Origin of the sequence: Pseudoflavonifractor sp. BSD2780061688st1 E11 (assembly GCF_005844125.1) — a bacterium.
GTDB classification, from domain to species: Bacteria; Bacillota; Clostridia; order Lachnospirales; family Lachnospiraceae; genus Sellimonas; species Sellimonas catena.
On record NZ_SPHM01000001.1, the window covers coordinates 91,591 to 111,776 of the forward strand.

Annotated in this window: 19 protein-coding genes and 2 pseudogenes; 15 read left to right on the forward strand and 6 right to left on the reverse strand. The window is 43.8% G+C overall.

Going from position 1 to position 20,186, the window contains the following annotated elements:
* The first annotated feature begins 1 nt into the window (after position 1).
* The 15 genes from glf to FGQ85_RS00450 all read left to right on the forward strand — a co-directional run bounded on the left by glf (position 2) and on the right by FGQ85_RS00450 (position 17,320).
* Complete coding sequence (gene glf, locus FGQ85_RS00380; protein WP_118635800.1) at positions 2 to 1,099, forward strand: UDP-galactopyranose mutase; 1,098 nt, start codon at positions 2 to 4, stop codon at positions 1,097 to 1,099.
* A 12-nt stretch (positions 1,100 to 1,111) separates the two neighbouring features.
* Positions 1,112 to 2,176 carry a glycosyltransferase family 2 protein gene (locus FGQ85_RS00385; protein ID WP_087168353.1) on the forward strand — a complete coding sequence of 355 codons (1,065 nt, stop codon included), beginning with the start codon at positions 1,112 to 1,114 and terminating at the stop codon, positions 2,174 to 2,176.
* A complete protein-coding gene (locus tag FGQ85_RS00390) occupies positions 2,176 to 3,243 on the forward strand; it encodes a glycosyltransferase family 2 protein (protein ID WP_138372386.1) in 1,068 nt (355 codons plus the stop codon). The genes FGQ85_RS00385 and FGQ85_RS00390 overlap by 1 nt, the downstream gene beginning before the upstream one ends.
* A 10-nt stretch (positions 3,244 to 3,253) precedes the next feature.
* Positions 3,254 to 4,396: a CDP-glycerol glycerophosphotransferase family protein gene (locus tag FGQ85_RS00395; RefSeq protein ID WP_171027848.1), complete on the forward strand. Its 1,143-nt coding sequence runs from the start codon at positions 3,254 to 3,256 to the stop codon at positions 4,394 to 4,396.
* 9 nt (positions 4,397 to 4,405) lie between these two features.
* Entirely contained in the window at positions 4,406 to 5,083 is a 678-nt protein-coding gene (locus FGQ85_RS00400; protein ID WP_138372388.1) for a hypothetical protein, read from the forward strand.
* A 20-nt stretch (positions 5,084 to 5,103) separates the two neighbouring features.
* On the forward strand, positions 5,104 to 6,417 hold the full coding sequence (locus FGQ85_RS00405) for an O-antigen polymerase (protein WP_171027849.1): 1,314 nt from the start codon (positions 5,104 to 5,106) through the stop codon (positions 6,415 to 6,417).
* Between the two features lie 3 nt (positions 6,418 to 6,420).
* Positions 6,421 to 7,836: a hypothetical protein gene (locus FGQ85_RS00410; protein WP_118635802.1), complete on the forward strand. Its 1,416-nt coding sequence runs from the start codon at positions 6,421 to 6,423 to the stop codon at positions 7,834 to 7,836.
* A 19-nt stretch (positions 7,837 to 7,855) separates the two neighbouring features.
* Entirely contained in the window at positions 7,856 to 8,920 is a 1,065-nt protein-coding gene (locus tag FGQ85_RS00415; protein WP_171027850.1) for a glycosyltransferase, read from the forward strand.
* Positions 8,921 to 8,935: 15 nt separating this feature from the next.
* Positions 8,936 to 9,988: a glycosyltransferase family 2 protein gene (locus tag FGQ85_RS00420; RefSeq protein WP_087252543.1), complete on the forward strand. Its 1,053-nt coding sequence runs from the start codon at positions 8,936 to 8,938 to the stop codon at positions 9,986 to 9,988.
* Between the two features lie 18 nt (positions 9,989 to 10,006).
* On the forward strand, positions 10,007 to 10,729 hold the full coding sequence (locus FGQ85_RS00425) for an IspD/TarI family cytidylyltransferase (RefSeq protein WP_138372391.1): 723 nt from the start codon (positions 10,007 to 10,009) through the stop codon (positions 10,727 to 10,729).
* Between the two features lie 15 nt (positions 10,730 to 10,744).
* A complete protein-coding gene (locus FGQ85_RS00430; protein WP_087252545.1) occupies positions 10,745 to 11,788 on the forward strand; it encodes an NAD-dependent epimerase/dehydratase family protein in 1,044 nt (347 codons plus the stop codon).
* 117 nt (positions 11,789 to 11,905) lie between these two features.
* Positions 11,906 to 13,444 carry a cohesin domain-containing protein gene (locus tag FGQ85_RS00435; RefSeq protein ID WP_138372392.1) on the forward strand — a complete coding sequence of 513 codons (1,539 nt, stop codon included), beginning with the start codon at positions 11,906 to 11,908 and terminating at the stop codon, positions 13,442 to 13,444.
* 177 nt (positions 13,445 to 13,621) lie between these two features.
* Positions 13,622 to 15,448 (forward strand): glutamine--fructose-6-phosphate transaminase (isomerizing), encoded by a 1,827-nt coding sequence (gene glmS, locus FGQ85_RS00440; protein WP_118635803.1) that lies wholly within the window; start codon positions 13,622 to 13,624, stop codon positions 15,446 to 15,448.
* A gap of 137 nt (positions 15,449 to 15,585) precedes the next feature.
* Positions 15,586 to 16,857: a trypsin-like peptidase domain-containing protein gene (locus FGQ85_RS00445; protein ID WP_087252547.1), complete on the forward strand. Its 1,272-nt coding sequence runs from the start codon at positions 15,586 to 15,588 to the stop codon at positions 16,855 to 16,857.
* 175 nt (positions 16,858 to 17,032) lie between these two features.
* Positions 17,033 to 17,320: a metal-sensing transcriptional repressor gene (locus FGQ85_RS00450; RefSeq protein WP_087168377.1), complete on the forward strand. Its 288-nt coding sequence runs from the start codon at positions 17,033 to 17,035 to the stop codon at positions 17,318 to 17,320.
* Between the two features lie 93 nt (positions 17,321 to 17,413).
* Here FGQ85_RS00450 and FGQ85_RS00455 read toward each other — a convergent pair.
* From FGQ85_RS00455 to FGQ85_RS00480, 6 genes and pseudogenes are all read right to left on the reverse strand, one after another.
* Positions 17,414 to 17,842: pseudogene (locus tag FGQ85_RS00455) on the reverse strand (manganese catalase family protein); the annotation flags it as partial.
* On the reverse strand, positions 17,812 to 18,729 hold the full coding sequence (locus FGQ85_RS18245; protein WP_138372393.1) for a recombinase family protein: 918 nt from the start codon (positions 18,727 to 18,729) through the stop codon (positions 17,812 to 17,814). The gene FGQ85_RS18245 and the pseudogene FGQ85_RS00455, both read right to left, overlap by 31 nt.
* A 219-nt stretch (positions 18,730 to 18,948) precedes the next feature.
* Positions 18,949 to 19,284: a sporulation initiation factor Spo0A C-terminal domain-containing protein gene (locus tag FGQ85_RS00465; protein ID WP_087168339.1), complete on the reverse strand. Its 336-nt coding sequence runs from the start codon at positions 19,282 to 19,284 to the stop codon at positions 18,949 to 18,951.
* Positions 19,285 to 19,409: 125 nt separating this feature from the next.
* A pseudogene (locus FGQ85_RS00470) lies at positions 19,410 to 19,616 on the reverse strand (manganese catalase family protein); the annotation flags it as partial.
* Between the two features lie 3 nt (positions 19,617 to 19,619).
* On the reverse strand, positions 19,620 to 19,889 hold the full coding sequence (locus FGQ85_RS00475) for a spore coat protein CotJB (protein ID WP_087252550.1): 270 nt from the start codon (positions 19,887 to 19,889) through the stop codon (positions 19,620 to 19,622).
* Positions 19,886 to 20,122, reverse strand: a complete 237-nt coding sequence (locus tag FGQ85_RS00480; protein WP_087168336.1) for a spore coat associated protein CotJA — start codon at positions 20,120 to 20,122, stop codon at positions 19,886 to 19,888. The genes FGQ85_RS00475 and FGQ85_RS00480 overlap by 4 nt, the downstream gene beginning before the upstream one ends.
* Positions 20,123 to 20,186: the final 64 nt, after the last annotated feature.

Sequence of the window (20,186 nt, forward strand, 5' to 3'; positions counted from 1 at the left end):
TATGAAAAAGTATGATTATGTGATTGTAGGCGGAGGGTTATTCGCAGGTACTTTTGCGTACTTTGCAAAAAAAGCAGGGAAGACCTGCCTGATTGTGGAAAAAAGAGAAACTCTCGGAGGGAATCTTTACTGTGAGGATATCGAGGGAATTCATGTACACAAATATGGCGCCCATATTTTCCATACAAGCAACAGGAAAGTATGGGATTTTGTCAATTCTCTTGTAGAGTTTAACCGTTATACGAATTCTCCTGTCGCAAACTACAAAGGCGAAATTTATAATATGCCGTTCAATATGAACACATTCAGCAAAATGTGGGGAATTGCGACTCCAAAAGAGGCGGAAGAAATCATCAACAGACAGAAGGCCGCAGTCAAGGGAGAACCGAAAAACCTGGAGGAGCAGGCCATCAGCCTTGTAGGAGAGGATATTTATAAAAAACTCATCAAAGGATACACGGAAAAACAGTGGGGCAGAGACTGTAAAGATCTTCCGGCGTTTATCATTAAGCGCCTTCCGGTGAGATATACCTACGATAATAACTATTTTAACGATCTTTATCAGGGGATTCCGATCGGCGGGTACAATGTTTTGATTAACGCTCTGTTTGAAGGATGCGATGTAGAGCTTGGCGTTGACTATAACGAGGAAAAAGAGAAATACAATGCACTGGGTGAGAAGGTGCTCTATACCGGAATGCTGGATGCATATTACGGATATCGTTTTGGAAAGCTGGAGTACCGGAGTCTGAAATTTGAGACGGAAGTGCTTGATGAGAAAAATCATCAGGGTGTGGCGGTTGTCAATTATACCGACAGAGAAACTCCGTATACCCGGATTATTGAGCATAAGCACTTTGAATTTGGAACTCAGGAGAAAACTGTGATTACCAAAGAATATCCGACCGACTGGGAAGAGGGTATGGAGCCGTATTATCCGGTTAATGACGATAAAAATCAGGAACTTTATCAGAAATACAGAAACCTTGCGGATGAGGAACATCTGCTTCTTGGCGGAAGACTTGCGGAGTACAAATATTATGACATGGACAAAGTGATTGAATCCGCATTTCAGCTTGTGGAAAAAGAATTACAGTAGGAGAGCGTGATTATGGGAGAAAATAAAATCAAAGTCAGTGTCATTATGCCTGTCTATAAGGTAGAAGAATATGTAGGAAAGGCGATTGAGAGCATTCAGGCTCAGACATTAAAAGACTGGGAATTTTTGATCGTCGATGACGGAACTCCGGACCGGAGCGGTGAAATCTGCGATGCCTATGCCGCAGAAGATGAGAGAATTCATGTGATCCATAAAGAAAACGGGGGAGCTCCAAGTGCCAGAAATACAGCAATTGATATTGCAAAAGGGGAATACATGTATTTCATGGATTCCGATGACTGGGCAGAGCCGACCATGCTGGAAGATATGTACAAGCTTGCAAAACGTGATAACGCTCAGCTTGTCGTGGCAGGATTTTATATCGATACCTACTACGATAAAGAGAATTATGTGACAGATGACTATGTGGTGGAGGATGCCGTATATCCGGACAAAGAGTCTTTCCGCCGCAATGCCTACAAACTGTTCGATAAAAACCTGCTCTACACACCGTGGAACAAGCTTTTTGAATCCAGATACATCATGGAAAACAATCTTCGGTTTCCGGAAACATTCTGGGATGATTTCCCGTTTAATGTCAGCATTGTAAGAAACGTAGAACGGGTGACAGTGACTCACAGACAGTACTACCATTTTCTCCGGGCACGTTCCGAATCCGAGACAGCGGCTTACCGCCCGGGAATGTACGAAAAACGGGAAGAAGAACATGGCTGGATGATGGATCTTTATAAGGAATGGCATGTCGGAGACGCGAGAAGCAAAGAGATGATCGCCAGAAGATATATTGAACGCTTTATCGGATGCGTGGAAAATGTCACCAACCCGAAATGTGATATGACAGAAAAAGAAAAACGGGACGAGATCAAAAAGATGCTGGCAAATCCAAGAGTAGAGAAAATGGTCAGAATCGCGAGACCAAGATCTTCCTATATGAAGGTAATGCTTTTGCCGGTACGCTGGAAGAGCACATGGCTTACTTATCTTGAGGCGAAAGTGATCACATTTGTAAAAACAAAGAACACGAAACTGTTTACAAAATTAAAGGCGGGAAGATAATGGAAAAGAGACAACCGTGGATCAGTGTGGTGATGCCGGTGTATAATGCACAGGACTATCTTGCTGACAGTATCGAAAGTGTTTTAAATCAGAGTTTTCGTGATCTGGAGCTGATTGTTGTCGATGACTGTTCCAGTGACAACAGCCGTGAAGTCTGCAAAAGATATGTGGAACAGGACGAGCGGGTACGTCTGATACAGCTGAAAGAAAATATCGGAGCCGGAATGGCAAGAAACCGTGGAATTCAGGCGGCGTCAGGCAGATACCTTGCATTTATGGATGCGGACGATACCATCGAGACAGGGCTGTATAAAAAAGCGGTGGACGCTTCGGAAGACGGCCGGATTGATATGATCGTCTGGGGAGCAACAGAGCGGTTTTACAACTCAGACGGCGACGTTGTTTCCGAGAACCCGATTCTGCCGGAAAAAGGGATTTGGAAAGAAAAAAGGGAGATTGCGTCTGAGGCATTGACACTGGAAAAGAATACACTGCTGGGATACCAGTGGAATAAATTGTACAGAAGAGAGACTGCGGAAAAATATGAAATCCGTTTTGAGAAAGCAGTGCTCTATGAAGATTTCTTTTTTACAATAAGAATGCTGGAACATTCAGAATCGCTGGCGGCAGTCGATACAGCAGGATACATTTATAATAAACGGTTTAACGGGAGCATTACTACAAAGTTTGTAAAGGAGTATTTTGAACTCAGCAGACGGAGAGTTTATGAAATGTACCGCTTCTGTCAGAGGAGAGACATTCTTGAAGAAGCAGTAGACATACTCGGAGTAATTTATCTGAGATACATTCTTTCCGGACTGATGCGGAACGCAGATCCGCAGTCAAAGATGAAAGGAAGCCAGCAAAAGACATGGGTACATTGCGTGGCCAGGGATGAACTGTATCTGAGAACGGCAGCAATGTGCAGGGTGGAAAATCCGGCACTGAAGCTTCTGCAGAACAGCCTGAATAAAAAAAGAATCCAATCCTGTCTGCTTCTTGGAAAAGGTGTATATGAGGCCAGAAAATACGGGCCTCTTCTGTTTGAAAAAATCAAAAGAAAGTAAGGGTGAATCTATGAAACACATCAAACTGTGGATTGTGTACATTCTGAGATTTGTCTGCAAAGGGATATATTTGATACCGGTGAAAAAGAGAAGAATATACCTTTCAGCAAACAGAGGAACTTCGCTTTCCTGTAACCCGTGGTATATATTTGAATATATGCGGGAAAAGTATCCGGGTATATTTGAGTACATCTGGGAATATGACAAAGAGGCGGAACCGATGGACCGGGTAAAGTATGTAAAACCGCATACAGCCGCCTCCATTTACTATATGCTGACATCAGGGATTATTATCAATAATGACGGGATCGGAAGTTTTATCCCGAAACGGAAAAGCCAGTGCTTTATTAATACCTGGCATGGAGGAGGAGCATATAAAAGAGTTGGAGGAGATACCATTCCGGATCCGAATGACCCGGAAGTGAAGATCAACCGGATCTGCGGCGGTCAGACGGACGTCTTTTTATCCGGATGCAAAAAATTTACGGAGGTCATGCATATTGCAAAGGCAGTCCCGACGGATCGGTTTCTTGAATGTGGAATGCCAAGAAATGATTTCCTTATCAATGGAACTGACAAAGATATCAAAGGAAAAGTATACCGGTATTTCGGCCTGGATCCGGAAAAGAAAATCGTATTGTTTGCACCGACATACCGTGGTGTGGAAGGAAATGCCAATTTTGATCTTGAGATCGATGTGGAAGGCTGCCTCAAAGCGCTGCAGGACAGATTCGGCGGTGAGTGGGTCTTTCTCATGAGAAAACATCATTTTGTGGAACATGTAAAAACGGACGGCTGCATTGATGCCGGTGATTATCCGGATATGCAGGAGCTTCTGTATACAGTGGATGTATTTATTACAGATTATTCTTCCACGATATGGGATTACTCACTGACAAAGAAACCGGGATTTTTATTTGCTCCGGATTTTGACAAATATGAGCAGGAACGGAATTTCTATTCTGATCCGGCAACATGGGCATTCCCGATCGCAAAGACCAATCCGGAGCTCCAGAGGCTGATCCGGGAATACGACGACGAGGAAAGCCGGGAAAAGATCCGGAAGCATCATGAACTTCTTGGAGACACAGAAAGCGGACACGCATCTGAGATAGTATGCAGGAAAATAATACAATTTATCAAAAGACAGTAAGGAGAAAGTATGAAAACAGCAGGAAAAATATTAAAAAAATGCTGGCTGAAAATGGTCATTGTTTTTGTTTTGGTAACAGCAGTTGCCTTTGGAGTAATGAGATTTGCCCAGAATAATGATGTAAAAGAACAAAGAGAAAATCTGACAGTGGGCGCTGTCCTGAAATTTGATATTACTACATATACATATCTTGGAGACGGAACAGCATCTGTTTATGATTATGTGAGTGTATGGCAGAATGAAGCTCTGCTCAGTGACTGTGTAGAGCTTCTGGATCAGGGAGATGCAATCCGCACTCTGGATCCTGAGTGGGATGATAAAAATGCCAAATCCAAAAAGGAATGGATCAATGAAAATATCCGGCTTCAGAGACTGGCCACATCTACTATGTATAATATTACTTATAACACAGAGGTTACAGAGGACAGTGTGGAAAGCCAGAAGGAAGCTGCAAGGGAAGTAATTAACTCTTATGTGGAATATGCAGGATCCATTGCGGCGCTTTCAGATGAAAATATCAAGTATGATGTTGCTAAGGAAATTATGAACGAGGAGCCGATCTTTACGCAGGGAGAAGAAAAGGTCAATACGATTTTGGAACTGGGCGTAGGTGCGGTTCTTGGTATCCTTGTATCAGCAACGTATTTCGGAATCAAGGTTATCAGAAGCGATAAGACGGCAAGATAGGCAAAGGAGAAGGGATGCTTATGAGCAGTTATGTATTGTTGGCAGCGTTATGTCTCCTGCTGATCATAGCCCTGATCATATCCAGAAAGGATATTTTGTCTCCGTTTGCTGTTTCCACGATCATGTTTTTGATCAGTACCGGAGTAGCAGTAGTTTATATGTCAAAATGGCAGTTTTCCCTGTCATATGTGACGGTATTTATTATTATTTCCGCGCTTCTTATATTCGGGGCTGGAGAGGTCTTTTCAAAAAAAGTCTGCAGGTGCCTGTTTAAGAAAGAGCCGGAAATCCGTCTGGACAGAGTTGAGATACCGACGGGACTCACGATTGTCATTATTCTTCTTATGTGTGTATTTCTTCTATACGCCTTCCGTACAATTTATGTATTGTCAGTACAGGGCGGAAATGCGGAAGGATACGGAGCAATGATGACCTATGCAAGAAGGATGACCTTGCAGGAAGGCTACAGCAGAAGCAGAGGGCTGAATCATATTCTTGTTTTTTCAAAGGCGCTATCTTATATTTTCGGATGGGCGGCTCTCCACAATTTTGTGTACCGCAGATTCAAAAAGACTGACTGTCTCTATGCCGTTCCCGTTGTGCTGGGATTTGGCATCTATGCGGTTGGAACAGTGACCCGTGGATTTGCCATCGAGTGGATTGCGTACTATCTCATGCTGTATCTTTTGATGTGCAGTAAAAAGAACCGTTGGAAAAGTATTAATATCTGGAAGATTGCTCTTGTTGGCGGGGGAGCGCTTGCGCTTTTCCTTGTACTGTTTATTTTCCTCGGGATGGCTGCAAACCGGTTTAATCTGGCTTCTATTGTGGATACGATCGCGTTTTATACGGGACTTTCGATTCCGTCTCTGGATCATTACATCGCAAATCATATTCCGGTTTCACAGATCGTTGGAAGTGAAACTTTGTACGGAGTTTATGCCGTGCTGAATAAACTGGGAATGAGTGATGTCAGCATGAACATGGCACTGGAATTTATCAGTTTTAACGGTGTGGAAGGGAATGTATTTACTTCGCTGAGAAGATATATTAATGATTTTGGCTATGTGGGACTTTATATTGTACAGTTCTATCTGGGAGTATTCTATGGATTCTTTTATAACTTCGTGAAGAAACAGTCGTCGGAAGGCCCGATGATTGTATATGCGATCTTTGCGTATCCGCTGGTTATTCAGGCCATAGAAGAAAAGTTCTTTTCTGCATATGTTGCGGTTGGAACTGTAAATCTGTTTATTTATATGATTGTCAGCTATTTAGTGGTATTAAAAATTCCGCAGCTTCTGAAAGAATATAGACAACGAAAAAGGGCGTAGGATATGAAAACAGGAAAACTAATTAAAAACCTATCATATTCCGTAGTGGCAAACGGGACAAACACTCTGGTTTCTTTGATTCTGGTGCTGTTTGTTCCGAAAATACTTGGAGTGAAAGAATATTCATACTGGCAGCTGTATCTGTTTTATGCATCTTATGTCGGTTTCTTCCACTTCGGATGGGCAGACGGAGTATATTTGAAGTTTGGCGGGAAAAAGTATGAAGAGCTGGATAAAGGCTATTTTCACTCACAGTTCTGGCTTTTGACAATTTTTGAAATTGTGCTTGCAGCGGTTTTCGCAGGTTGTACAATTCTGTTCAGCGAGGATTCAAACCGGGAAATGGTCCTTCTGGCAGTGGCATTATGCTGTGTGCTTCAGATTCCGAGGACATTTCTTCAGTATCTTCTGCAGACGACAAACAGAATTGTAGACTATGCCAGAAACTACCTTTTGGAAAAAATTGTATACGCGCTTCTGGTGATCGGATTTCTTATTGCGGGTGTCAGAAGCTTTCAGATACTGATAGGGGCAGATCTGTTTGCAAGAGGTCTGACTCTTGTTCTGCTTTCAAGAGAATGTAAAGATATCGTGAAGGGGAAAATGCTTGACTGGGCAGGCGGGATCCGTGAGGCATGGGATAATGTGTCCATCGGTATTAAACTGATGATTGCCAATATTGCAGGCCAGCTCCTTGTCGGTATTGTCAGATTTGCGATAGAGAACCACTGGTCCGTTGAAGTTTTCGGAAGGGTATCACTGACAATTACAGCATCTAATCTGCTGCTTGCCTTTATCAGTGCTGTCAGCATTGTAATCTATCCGATGCTGAAAAACATGGATGAAAATCATTATGTTGAAATTTATGTGAAGATGAGAAATATTCTGATGATTTTCGTTCTGGGACTTCTGATTATCTATTATCCGGCGCGTGTCATACTGTCCTGGTGGCTTCCGAAATATGCGGAAAGTCTCCGGTATATGGCACTGCTGTTCCCGATGTGTGTATTTGAAAGCAAATTAACGCTGCTGATCAGCACATATTTAAAAGCATTGAGAAAAGAAAAAGAGTTTATGATTATCAACTGGATTTCCGTGGCGATTACACTGGTGGCAACCGGAATTTCGGTTTATGTGCTGGATAATCTGACGCTGGCGATTGCAATGCTTCCGGTACTGATGGGAATCCGCTGCTGTATCGGAGAAAGCCTGCTGGCAAAAACTCTTCGTTTCTCTTTGTGGAAAGACATGACTGCCGAATGTGTTCTGGCAGGAGGATTTATTCTTCTGAGCTGGAATATAGAATCCTGGCTTTCAACCGTTCTGTATCTGTGTATGTATATCATATACGTAATCTGGAAACGGGATTTTATAAAAGTGATGATTCAGGAAGTTAAAAACAGAATTCAAAACAGGTAAATCCAGAGGAAGATTGATGATGAAAGTAAGTGTAATCATGCCGGTGTACAACGGCGAAAAATTTTTAGAAACAACGGTAAAAACAATATTGGATCAGTCCCTAGATGATTTGGAACTGATTCTGGTTAATGACGGATCAAAAGATGGCTCTGCGAAAATGTGTGATGAATTTGCGCAGATGGATCCGAGAGTCAGAGTGATCCATCAGAAAAATCAGGGCATATGCGGGGCAAGGAATACCGGTCTGAATGCAGCCAGAGGAGAGTATATTGCATTTGCCGATCAGGATGATGACTGTCTTCCGGGGTGGCTGAGCGACAATTATGAAGTGGCAAAAGAATACGATGCGGATCTTGTAAAATCAGGCCGTATTGCGGAGACGATCGATGAAAACGGGAATCTTCTGAAAAAGGATGTCAGAGAACTGCAGAAGAAATTTTATGACCGTGAAGAACTGAAAAAAGCATATTTCGAACTCAGGGATAAGAATGTATTTTCCCCTGTATGGGACGGGCTGTTCCGGAGGGAAGTGATCCAGAAGCATCAGATTCATTTCAGAACCGAGTTCAAACAGGGAGAGGAAGATACTGCTTTCTGTCTTGAGTTCCTGGCTTGTGTAAACCGTTTTGCGACTAACACCGGTGTATATTTTAAACACTATGAGAGATATGCTACCAGTACATCCAGTGTATTTAATATTGAAAGTCTGAACGGGCTGGTCCGTTCGGCCGTGATTGAAGAGAAAGTACTGGAAAAAATGGGAATTGACCGGAAAAGTGACAAAGCACTTTTGAGCAGTGCCAAGCATCATTTGATTCCGGTTCTTGTGCAGCTGTATCATAGAAACTGTAACTGGAATATGAAACAAAGGACAGGCTATATCAGAAAGCTTCATGATGTGCCGGCATTCCAGTATGGGATGAGCCGCGAACTCTTTAAAAGAATCTGGGCACAGGACCGGAAGAAAGCGGTCATTCTGCATGAATTTGTAAAGGGACATGACAGAACGGTTACAATGATTGCCAGATTTTATAAAACCCTGCTGGAAAGAAAATTAAGAGCGACAGTCCGCAAATACGAATAATCTGGAGGAAAGAAAATGAGCAGAATACAAGTCAGTGTGATCATGCCGGTGTATAACTCCGAAGAATATCTGGAGACCGCAATCAAAAGTGTTTTGAATCAGGATATAGAAGAGATGGAACTGCTTCTTGTGGACGACGGGTCAAAAGACAACAGTGGAAACATCTGTGACCGGTATCAGGATGATCCGAGAGTACGGGTATTTCATAAGGAAAATGAAGGAATCTGTGCCACGAGAAATTTCGCGGTGGAGCACGCCGGAGGAGAGTACCTGGTTTTTATTGATAATGATGATGAACTGGCAGACCATGTGCTGTCGGAGAATTATGCGCTTGCAAAAAAATATGACGCAGATGTTGTGAAATACGGATGCAGCATTGAAGAATCTTTTGAAAGCGGATACGTGGAAAAACGTGCGAATGTATTCAAAAAGTTAAGAGTATTCGATCAGAGTAAGGCTGCCAGGTATTATGCCATTGCGGATAAAGAACGCTATTTCAGTTATATCTGGAATGGAATGTACAGAAGAAGCTGGTGGCAGGAGCATCATCTGAAATTCAATACAGAAATCAAATGCGGATTCGAAGACCGTGTACTCAATTATGAGATCTTCAGGCTTGCACGGAGACAGGTGCTGAATCCGCATATAGGCTACCGGTATTTCCAGCGTTTTGAACACAGCACATTCAAGAAATTCAACCGGAACATGCTTTATTCCGGACTGCTGTCGGCAGAAGCGGAATACGGTCTGTTCCAGCATCTGAAAGAAAGTGACGATTTTCATTCGGACTGGATCAGAAGATCAGCGGAATATCTGATTGAATTTCTGATGCTGCTCAGCAGAAAAGACAATGATATGTCTCAGGAAGAAGTGGCAGCATTTATGCGGAAACTCAAAAAGAGCAAGGTATTCCATGACGTGCAGAAAAAGGGAGCCGATCAGAATCTGCCGCTGACCAAAAAAGGAGTTGTCCGTCTGTTCGTAAAGGGCAGATACAGTGCGCTTCTGAGTATTTCCAAAGTATATGTCAGATTTATATTTTTGAAAAAACGGCTTGGAAAAAGATAGGAAAGGTGCGGTAGAAAGATGAAACATATTGCAGTAGTGTTTGCCGGAGGAATCGGCAGAAGAATGAACAGCAAGGCCCTTCCGAAACAGTTTTTAAGGCTGTATGGAAAAGAAATTATCGTATATACACTGGAGCATTTTCAGAATCACAGTGAAATCGACGGAATCGCGGTTGCCTGTGTGGAAGACTGGATTCCTTTTTTAAAAGATCTGACAGAGAAGTATCATCTTGACAAAGTGAAAAAAATTGTGCCGGGTGGAGAAACCGGGCAGCAGTCCATTTACCATGGACTTTGTGCCGCCGGGGAAATTGCGGACGGGGACAGGGCAATTGTCCTGATCCACGATGGAGTCAGACCTTTAATAAACAAGGAGCTGATTTCAAACTGTATACAGAAAGTTGTGGAAACCAGGAGTGCGATTACTACAGCTCCGGCAATTGAGACAATTTTCAGATCAAGTGATAAAAAAACAGTTGAGCAGATCATTGAGCGTTCAGACTGTATGCTGGCAAGAGCTCCGCAGTGCTTTTATCTGGATGAAATTCTGAAAAGGCATCAACAGGCGAAAGAAGAAGGAAGAGAATTTATTGATTCGGCATCTATGATGTCCTTTTACGGAAGCGATCTTCATCTTGTAGAAGGACCGATGGAGAATATTAAAATCACTACGCCGATGGATTATTATACGTTTAAGGCATTAATTGAAGCGGATGAAAATTCACAGCTTTTTGGAGTTTGAAACGGAGGGAATATCATGAATCAGATCATTCGGGAAGATATGGAACGGATCACAGAAGATCCATTTTTTCAACAACTGGCCGGAAGCAGGATTCTGATTACCGGAGCCACAGGACTGATCGGCTCGCTTACGGTAAAAGCATGTTTGAGATACAACGAAACGCATGATACAAAGATTTCTGTCATTGGAATGATCCGGAATAGAAAAAAAGCGGAGGAAGTATTTGAGGCGGCCCTGACGAATCCTCATCTGGAATTGGTAGAAGGAGATCTGAGAAAACCGCTTGAAGTTCCGGATGACATTGATTATATTCTCCATACTGCAAGCGTTACAACTTCCAAGCTTTTTGTGGATCAGCCGGTGGAGACCATTGAGACATCCTACCGGGGAACAAAACATGTTCTGGAACTTGCAAAGGAGAAACAGTGCAAAGGAATGGTCTATCTGTCATCAATGGAAATGTACGGGAGGCCGGATCCTTCACTTGAGAGAGTGACCGAAGAGGATCTGGGGTATATTGATGTTCTGAATGTGCGGAGCAGCTATTCGGAAGGGAAACGGATTTCAGAATGTCTCTGTGCTGCCTATGCGGATGAATACAAAGTTCCGGTACGGATTGCCAGACTTGCCCAGACATTCGGAGCGGGTGTGCTGAAAAGTGACAACCGTGTCTACGCCCAGTTCGCAAGAAGCGCGGTAAAGGGCGAGGATATCGTACTTCATACAGAAGGTAAATCAAACGGAAACTACTGTTATACGACAGACGTGATCAGGGCTCTCGCACTTCTTCTCTGTAAAGGGGAAAACGGTCAGGCGTATAATATCTGCAACGAGGAGACGACAACTACCATTGCAGATATGGCAAAAATGGTGGCAGAAGAATTCGGAGGAGGGAAATCAAAGGTTGTTTTTGATATACCGGAAGACGCAAGAACATTCGGCTATGCCCCTGATGTGAAAATGCATCTGGACGCAGGAAAACTCCGCGGGCTTGGATGGAAACCCGAGTTTGGACTCAGAGAAATGTATGCAAGATTAATTGCGGGAATGGAGCAATAGAAAGTTAAGGAAAATGTAAGGGAATTGATAAGAGAATTTCTGGACATTTTATAATAAAACGTGTATCATAATCTTATGTATGTAAATAAAATCTGAGACGAAAGAAGAGGTACAAATATGAAATTGATGAAACGATTGGCAGCCATGCTGCTGGCAGTATGTTTGGTAGTACCATGTGCCAGTCTGGCTGTAAACGCGGCGGATGGGCTGATTTTCTTTACAGATCTGGAGGGAATCAGTGTCGGTGAGACTTTCACCATAACAGGAAGCGTGGTGAATCGTGACGGAAATCTCAGCCAGGTCGATCTTACGATGAGTTACGACAGCACAGCCATGAGGTATGTGGGCGGAGATGATAATGTGACAGATCAGGGAGACGGGACGCTTGTTTACTCCGGATCTGTAGACGGAAGCCGGCTCGATTTTGACATGCAGTTTGAGGCTTTGCTCCAGGGTGAGACCAGACTGGAACAGGAGAGCGCGGAAGTTACGGACGCGAACGGCGATACGCTGAACCTGCTTGATCCTCCGGGATATTCAGATGTTCAGATCGTAGAAGGAGACGGAACGGCTGCATCTTCCTCTACTACTGCCCAGGCGAGCGGAGTTACCCTGACAGTCAATGATACGGAATACACAGTTGCAAGCAGCTACCCTGACAGTGAGCTTCCGGCCGGATTTGTTTCCGCAGATATTACAGTTGGCGGAGAGACAGTTACGGGAGCTTCACAGGAAAACGGCAGTGCACAGCTGGTCTATCTTCTTGACGGAAACAATGACGGAGCGTTTTTCCTTTATAATTCCGAAGATAATACAGCTTCCCCGATTCAGATTGTGACATTGACTTCCGGCAGTACACTGATTCTGCTCGGTGACAGAGGAGATGTGACACTTCCGGCAAGATATCAGGAAGTAGAGCTGGATATCTCCGATACACAGACACTGCCGGCATGGCAGGACAGCAAAAACAGCAGATACTATCTGATGAACGCGCTGAATGCATCCGGAGACCGTGCGCTTTACCGTTATGATTCTACCGATCAGACATATCAGTACTACGGTGATGATGTAACAACAACGGCTTCAGGTACAAATTCCGACAGCGGTATTTTCGGAAGAGTTTCGACGTTTGTACAGGATCATGTGGATGTAGTGATGATCGGAGCCGGATTTGCATTCCTTGTTCTGCTTCTCTTGATTATTATTCTGGCAGTGAAGCTTCACCGCAGAAATCTGGAGCTGGATGATGTGTATGATGAACTGGATGAACTGACAAAGAAAAAAGGTTCCGACGGACCGGGAGGATCGGAGCGCAGAAGCGAGAGCAGAGAGAGCGCGGAAAATCTTCCGGAGATTCAGATGCCTGAAGAGCAGTTCGATGAATTTGAGCAGTACGGTGACGAAGACTTCGAGGAGTATGACGAGTCCGAAGACGAAGAGTTTGAGGATTATGACGACGACTATGAGGACTTCGAAGACGATTACGAGGATGAAGAAGAGTCCGATGAAGACAGTGACTATGATTCGGATTACGATGACTTTGAAGAGGATTATGAAGATACAAAGCCGTCTAAAAAATCCAGACGTAGTAAAAAGAACAACGAGCAGAATAATGATGATGACGATGATTTTTCCATAGACTTTATTGATCTGTAGGAAATTGTCAAGATACAAAAACAGCAGGATTTTTCCTGCTGTTTTGTGTTTTGGTGTAATTTTCGGACGTGGAAGGAACAAAATAATGCTTTACATCTATTCCGGAAGATGATAAAATAGTGCACGTGATACAAAAGTATAAAAAAAACGGTTGATTGTGCAAAATGGAGGAGAAATATGTGTGGAATAGTTGGATATATTGGAAAAGAAGAGGCTGCACCGATTCTGCTGGACGGACTGTCAAAGCTGGAATACAGAGGATATGATTCTGCAGGAATTGCAGTTTTTGATGGAGAATCTATCAATGTTGCAAAGACGAAAGGAAGACTTAAGGTATTGAGTGAACTGACACATGATGGCAGGATGCTTCCGGGTACACTGGGGATCGGACATACACGCTGGGCGACACACGGGTCACCGTCCGATACAAATGCACATCCGCATTTGAACAGTGAAGAGACAATTGTAGTTGTACATAACGGAATTATAGAGAATTACCTGAAGCTGAAAAAGAAACTTGAAAGTAAAGGATACCGGTTTGTATCAGAGACAGATACCGAGGTCATTGCACATCTTCTGGATTATTACTATAGAGGAAATCCGCTGGAAGCAGTGACAAAGATTATGCACCGGATGGAAGGTTCCTATGCCCTTGGAATTATCTTTAAAGATCATCCGAATGAGTTATATGCGGTCCGCAAGGACAGTCCGCTGATTGTCGGACATACGGACGGAGGAAGTATTATTGCTTCTGATGTGCCGGCAGTATTAAAATATACAAGAGATGTTTATTTCATTGAAAATGAGGAAATTGTAAGGCTTACCGAACAAAATATGGAGTTTTTCACGGTAGATGAAGAACCATTGAAAAAAGAGCCGGTCCATATTGACTGGGATGCGAACGCGGCGGAAAAAGGCGGATACGAACATTTCATGCTGAAGGAGATGTACGAACAGCCGAAAGCGATCGCTGACACCTTTTCTCCGAGGATCAAAGATGGCAGGATCGAAATCGAAGAGCTTGGAATGGATGATGAGGCAATCCGCGCAGTAAAGAAAATTGTGATTGTGGCATGTGGATCCGCGTACCATACGGGAATGACAAGCAAATACATTTTTGAAGGAATGGCAAGAATTCCGGTAGAAGTAGATCTGGCGTCCGAGTTCCGGTACCGTGATCCGATTCTGACAGATGGGACACTTGTTATTGTAATCAGCCAGTCCGGAGAGACGGCCGATTCTCTGGCCGCACTGAGAGAGGCAAAAGAAAAAGGCTGCAAGGTACTTGGAATTGTAAATGTGGTAGGAAGTTCCATTGCCCGGGAGGCTGACAACGTAATGTATACATGGGCGGGACCTGAGATTGCAGTTGCAACAACGAAAGCTTACTCCTGCCAGCTGATTGCGCTTTATCTTCTGGCAATGAAGTTTGCGCATGTAAGAGGAACGATTTCGGAAGGCGAACTTGCGGAGATGATTGAGGATCTGAAGAAGCTTCCGGCTCAGGTTGAGATGCTTTTGAACAACAAAGACAGGATTCAGAAATTTGCCAACCGTTATCTGGCGGCAAAAAGTATTTTCTTCATAGGCAGAGGCATTGACTACGCGATTTCCATGGAAGGGTCATTAAAGCTGAAAGAAGTATCGTACATTCATTCCGAAGCATATGCAGCCGGCGAGCTGAAACATGGAACGATCTCTCTGATTGAAGACGGAACACTTGTCACAGCGCTTCTGACGCAGGAAAATCTGTACAAGAAGATGATCAGCAACATCGAAGAAGTCAAGACAAGAGGAGCTTTTGTCATGGCGGTTACCAATGAGGGGCATATCGATGTGGAAAAAGCGGCAGATTATGTGATCTATATTCCGAAGACCAACAAGTATTTTACAAATTCTCTTGCCATCATTCCACTGCAGCTGTTTGGCTATTATGTGGCAGTCGGACGGGGCTGTGATGTGGATAAGCCGAGAAATCTTGCAAAATCTGTAACAGTCGAATAGAGAAAAGGCTGAATTTCCGCAAAATGGGAATTCAGCCTTTTTTTATGAATTGATCACAAATTATACACATTTTTTCGATAGACTGACTATCGGAAAGAAAAAGTAATGGGTAACCTGTTGGAAAGGGGATAAATGTTATGAATCAAGAGTATGAATATTACAATCCGGGGCCGGAACCGTCCGGGAACGGATCGTTTTCGAACGAGAACCCGAAAAGACCGAAGAAGAAAGTAAATAAGGCTGTTGTAGGGAAAGTTGCGGGCCTTGCTGTCCTGTTTGGGGTTGTCGGAGGTCTTACTTTTCAGGGTGTAAATTATATATCGGGAAGAATACTTGGAACCGGAAACGGAAGTTCACAGAATTCGGCACAGGTACAGACAGTACAGACACAGGAGGATTCGGGGGAAGAGCTGCAGGGATCTGATATCACACAGATCGCAGCCAATTCCATGCCGTTTGTTGTTTCCATTCAGAATATGAGTGTACAGCAGGTACAGGATTTCTTCGGAGGAACAAGAGAACAAACACAGACAAGTGTCGGCTCCGGTATTATTGTCGGTCAAAATAATTCGGAACTGATGATTGTTACAAATAATCATGTAGTGGAGGGAAGTACAACACTGACAGTCACGTTCAATGATGAAACAAGTGTGGAGGCAAGTGTCAAAGGGACAGACTCCACAAAAGATCTGGCGGTGGTAGCTGTTCCGATCCGTCAGATCGGCGATGAAACAAAGAATGGTATTAAAGTTGCCGTACTGGGAAACTCTGATGAACTTCAGGTTGGAGAAGAAGTCATTGCAATCGGAAATGCGCTTGGATATGGACAGTCCGTGACAAACGGAATTGTCAGTGCCAAGGACAGAGAGATCGAGATGGAGGGATTTGACAGCAAACTGATCCAGACAAATGCCGCGATCAATCCGGGAAACAGTGGAGGCGCGCTTCTTAATATCCGGGGAGAAGTAATTGGAATCAATACGGTGAAAGTAAATGCCTCAGCTGTAGAAGGTATGGGATATGCGATTCCAATTTCCGATGTGACAGATATCATTACCGGTCTGATGAATAAAGAGACGAGAACGCAGGTTCCGGAAGCTCAGAGAGGATATATCGGCATCGAAGGTACAAATGTAGATTCTCAGAGTTCGGAACAGTTTGGAATGCCGGAAGGTGTTTATGTTTCCAGAGTAATGGAAAATGGAGGAGCAGAAAAAGCAGGAATTACCAAAGGCTGTATTATCACCGGTATAGAAGGATCCGGTATCAACAATATGGAAAGCCTTCAGGAACAGCTGAGTTACTACAGAATTGGCGAGACCGTGACATTGACGGTACAGTTCCCGGCAGGTCAGGGAGAATACAACGAAAAAGAAGTGGATGTCACGTTGACAGAACAGTTAAGCTAAAAGGAAGAGACGCCGCCAGAGTAATGCCGGCGTTTTTTCGCGTCCGAAATAAAGGAGAGCTACTTGACAAACGGTCATCTGCAATGTAGTATGATTATATACCGGGTCAGGGTATAATTGCAGGACTGATCCGGAGAAAAAAGCAGGCCGAATGAAAAGAAGCGGAGGAAACAGGATGGAAGAAGAGAAGAAAAAACACAGGGAAGGAAAAGAATACCGGGATCTGGTCAACCGCCTGAGCCGAATAGAGGGACAGGTGCGTGGAGTTAAAAAGATGCTGGAAGAGGACCGGTACTGTATTGATATTCTTGTTCAGGTTCAGGCCATTCAGGCAGCGTTGAATGGATTTAATAAAACACTCCTTTCTGAACATATTCATTCCTGTGTGGTGAAGGATATCCAGGAAGGGAATGTAGAATGTGTAGACGAACTGTGTGAGACGATTAAAAAGCTGATGAAATAACAAGGTGCCTCCGGCTGGTATGGAGACGGGAGTGTGTAAACAACACACTCCCGTTTTTTTGAGAGAAAAATGCTTCCGGCACCATGCCCCCGGTCAGGATCGGCAGGCCGGATTGTCAAATTCAGGGTTGAACGCATAGAAGTTCTTACTGTCGAGATGGTCGGTTACAATGCGGAGTGATTCGCCGAAACGTTGATAATGAACAATTTCGCGTTCTCTTAAGAAACGGATCGGGGCGATGATATCCGGATCATCGATCAGACGGAGAATGTTATCATAAGTTGTACGGGCTTTTTGCTCTGCTGCAAGGTTTTCGTGAAGATCTGTGATCGGATCCCCTTTGGACTGGAATACAGTGGCGGTCCATGGCATTCCGCTTGCGGCCTGAGGCCAGAGAGCCAGTGTATGGTCCACATAATATGTGGCAAATCCGGAACGCTCAATTTCTTCCGGGGACAGGTTTCTTGTCAGCTGATGGACAATGGCACAGATCATTTCCATATGGGCGAGTTCTTCTGCTCCGAATAAGGATGAAGACGCTTTTGAACAGTAAAAAACAGGTCTTCGGAGATCAGGGCGGGATGAAGACCCTGGACAATGAGATAGTCGTTCTGCCTTGGCCGGTGTGCAGTAAGAATTCCATCCTTCAGTTTTGGCGAAGTCTTCCGGTAATTCCAGCGAAGTTTCCCGATATAGACAGGATTATCCAGTATATCGTGAACGGAGGAATAGGTAAATACAGGGGCTTTCCGGGGATGGTAAGTGCGGGAACGGTTCAGTTCACCGACAACTTCGGAAATAGTGAAGGAATTTTCGCCGTAAAGAGAAAAAATCAGACGGACAGCAGGAGATTCGTGATTCGGGCAGAGTGTAAAACCTTTCCGGTCAGGAAGACGAATACGGTCATATCCGTACGGGGCAATATTCCCGACGTATTTTCCCTCTTTGATACTGGCGAGCCTTCCGGCCTGCATCCGCCGGTTGATTGTTTTATACTCTCTGCGGGACATGAAGAGACTGAATTCAAAATACTCCAGATCAAAATCATTTTCCGGTTCGTAGATTTTGTACGGGGTTATAATCCGCGTGCCGCTGTACTGAAAAGTCCGTGTTACGATCCCCTGATCGATAGAGTCGCCTCTTGCCAGACGTTCAATTTCCATAACCAGGACACCTTCCCACTTTCCCTGTTCTACCTCGGAAAGCAGCTGTTTCATTACGGGACGGCCGGAGATCGTATCTCCGGATCCGACTTCCCGGTAGATTTTCAGGACGGGGAGAGACATGGAGTCGGCAAGGGATCTCAGAACGGATTCATGCCGGAGAAGTGTGCTCCCCGGGTGAAGACGCTCCATTTCCAGATCTTTTCGGGATTTTCTAAGATACATGCAATAAGACAAAAAAATCATCCTGTTAACTGTTTTGTAGAAATTTATGAATAAAAAAGAGAAGATATGAAAAAGAGGTCCAAAAATGAGGAGTGCCGGTACAAAATGTACCGGCTGAATTATGAAAAAGAAAATTGTTTACTTAGAAAGGTTTTGCTTTCTATGTGTTTTAATATACAGGAAGAATATGAAAAAAATATGTTTCTGATTTGAAAAAAGCATGAACAATATGTAACCGGATCAATGTCTGATGTTATGTTCCTGGCAATAAGCAACAAGGATATCAATGAATTCTCCGGCAGAAGGTTTAAAGCCAAGAGGATAGGAGGCAATCTGACTTAAAAACTCTCTGTTTCCACGTTCCCAGCAAATCGTGATTACTGTACGGAGGTTTCGTTCTACATTACTTACCGGAGTATGATAATAAGAAGCGATATCAAGATACAGCTTTTTTGTGATGGAAAGAAGATACTCTTCATTGGACAGGGCAAGAATGACTGCTCTGTAGAGGTAGTGATACCCGCGGTAAGTGGCATTGATACCCAGCCTGTGAATCAGCTGCGAAAGATTTTCCATGATTCTCCTTTCTCTTACATCTGAGACAACACCATAATGTTCTATTATAATATAGAAAAGCCGGGAAATATAAATACGACATTTTTAGACGGAAAAAGACAAAGAAAGACAAAAAAGAAATAAGAAATCGGAGCGGATTCTTCGGTTCCGATATCGGTCAGAATTCCGGTAACCTCTTTGTAAGGCATGGTATACCGTTGAGAGAGGTAGCGCATGGATGCTGCAAGCTCTCCGTCAGGGCCTCCGAACTGACTGATGATAATCTGGGCCGCTTTTGGATCCGGTTTTGAAATTTTTACCGGAAACTGAAGACGTTTTTCATAATTCCACATAAATCAGCATCCTCCTTCCTGCCATGGCCATGGTTCGTTGATCCAGTTCCAGCGGTCCCCGCATGATTCGTCCGTACTGTCAATGGTGAGAGGACCATAACATGCTGCATATTCTTCCAGCGCCTTGATACGCTGCTCTTTATATTTGTGAAAAAAGGCGAGTGCTTCTTCGTCATCCGGATGTGTGTCGAGATACAGCTGAATGTCATTTACAGCAAAGCTGACAGTGTTAATATGGTTTAAAAGCTCTTTTCGTGAAGGAAAGTTTTTCATGAACAGCAGCCTCCTTTGCCAAGAAACGGTTTGTCGAGCTCCTCGAAAATAGTCCCCCGTATAAAGGCCCTGCAAACCGGGTAAGGTTCCATATAGCGCTGCCACGGGACATAAGCCATTGCAACAGGAAACTCTTTTTTCAGATTTTCTTTCGCGCCGCAGATGCTCTTTCCCGTGTGATCCTGATTCTTATAAGGCTGGCGGAACGGAGGGCGCTGATAATAATTTTGCATTCTGAAACTCCTTTCAATCTTTTTTCTAAGATTATCATATGGGAAAACAAAGTGAAAGTTACAA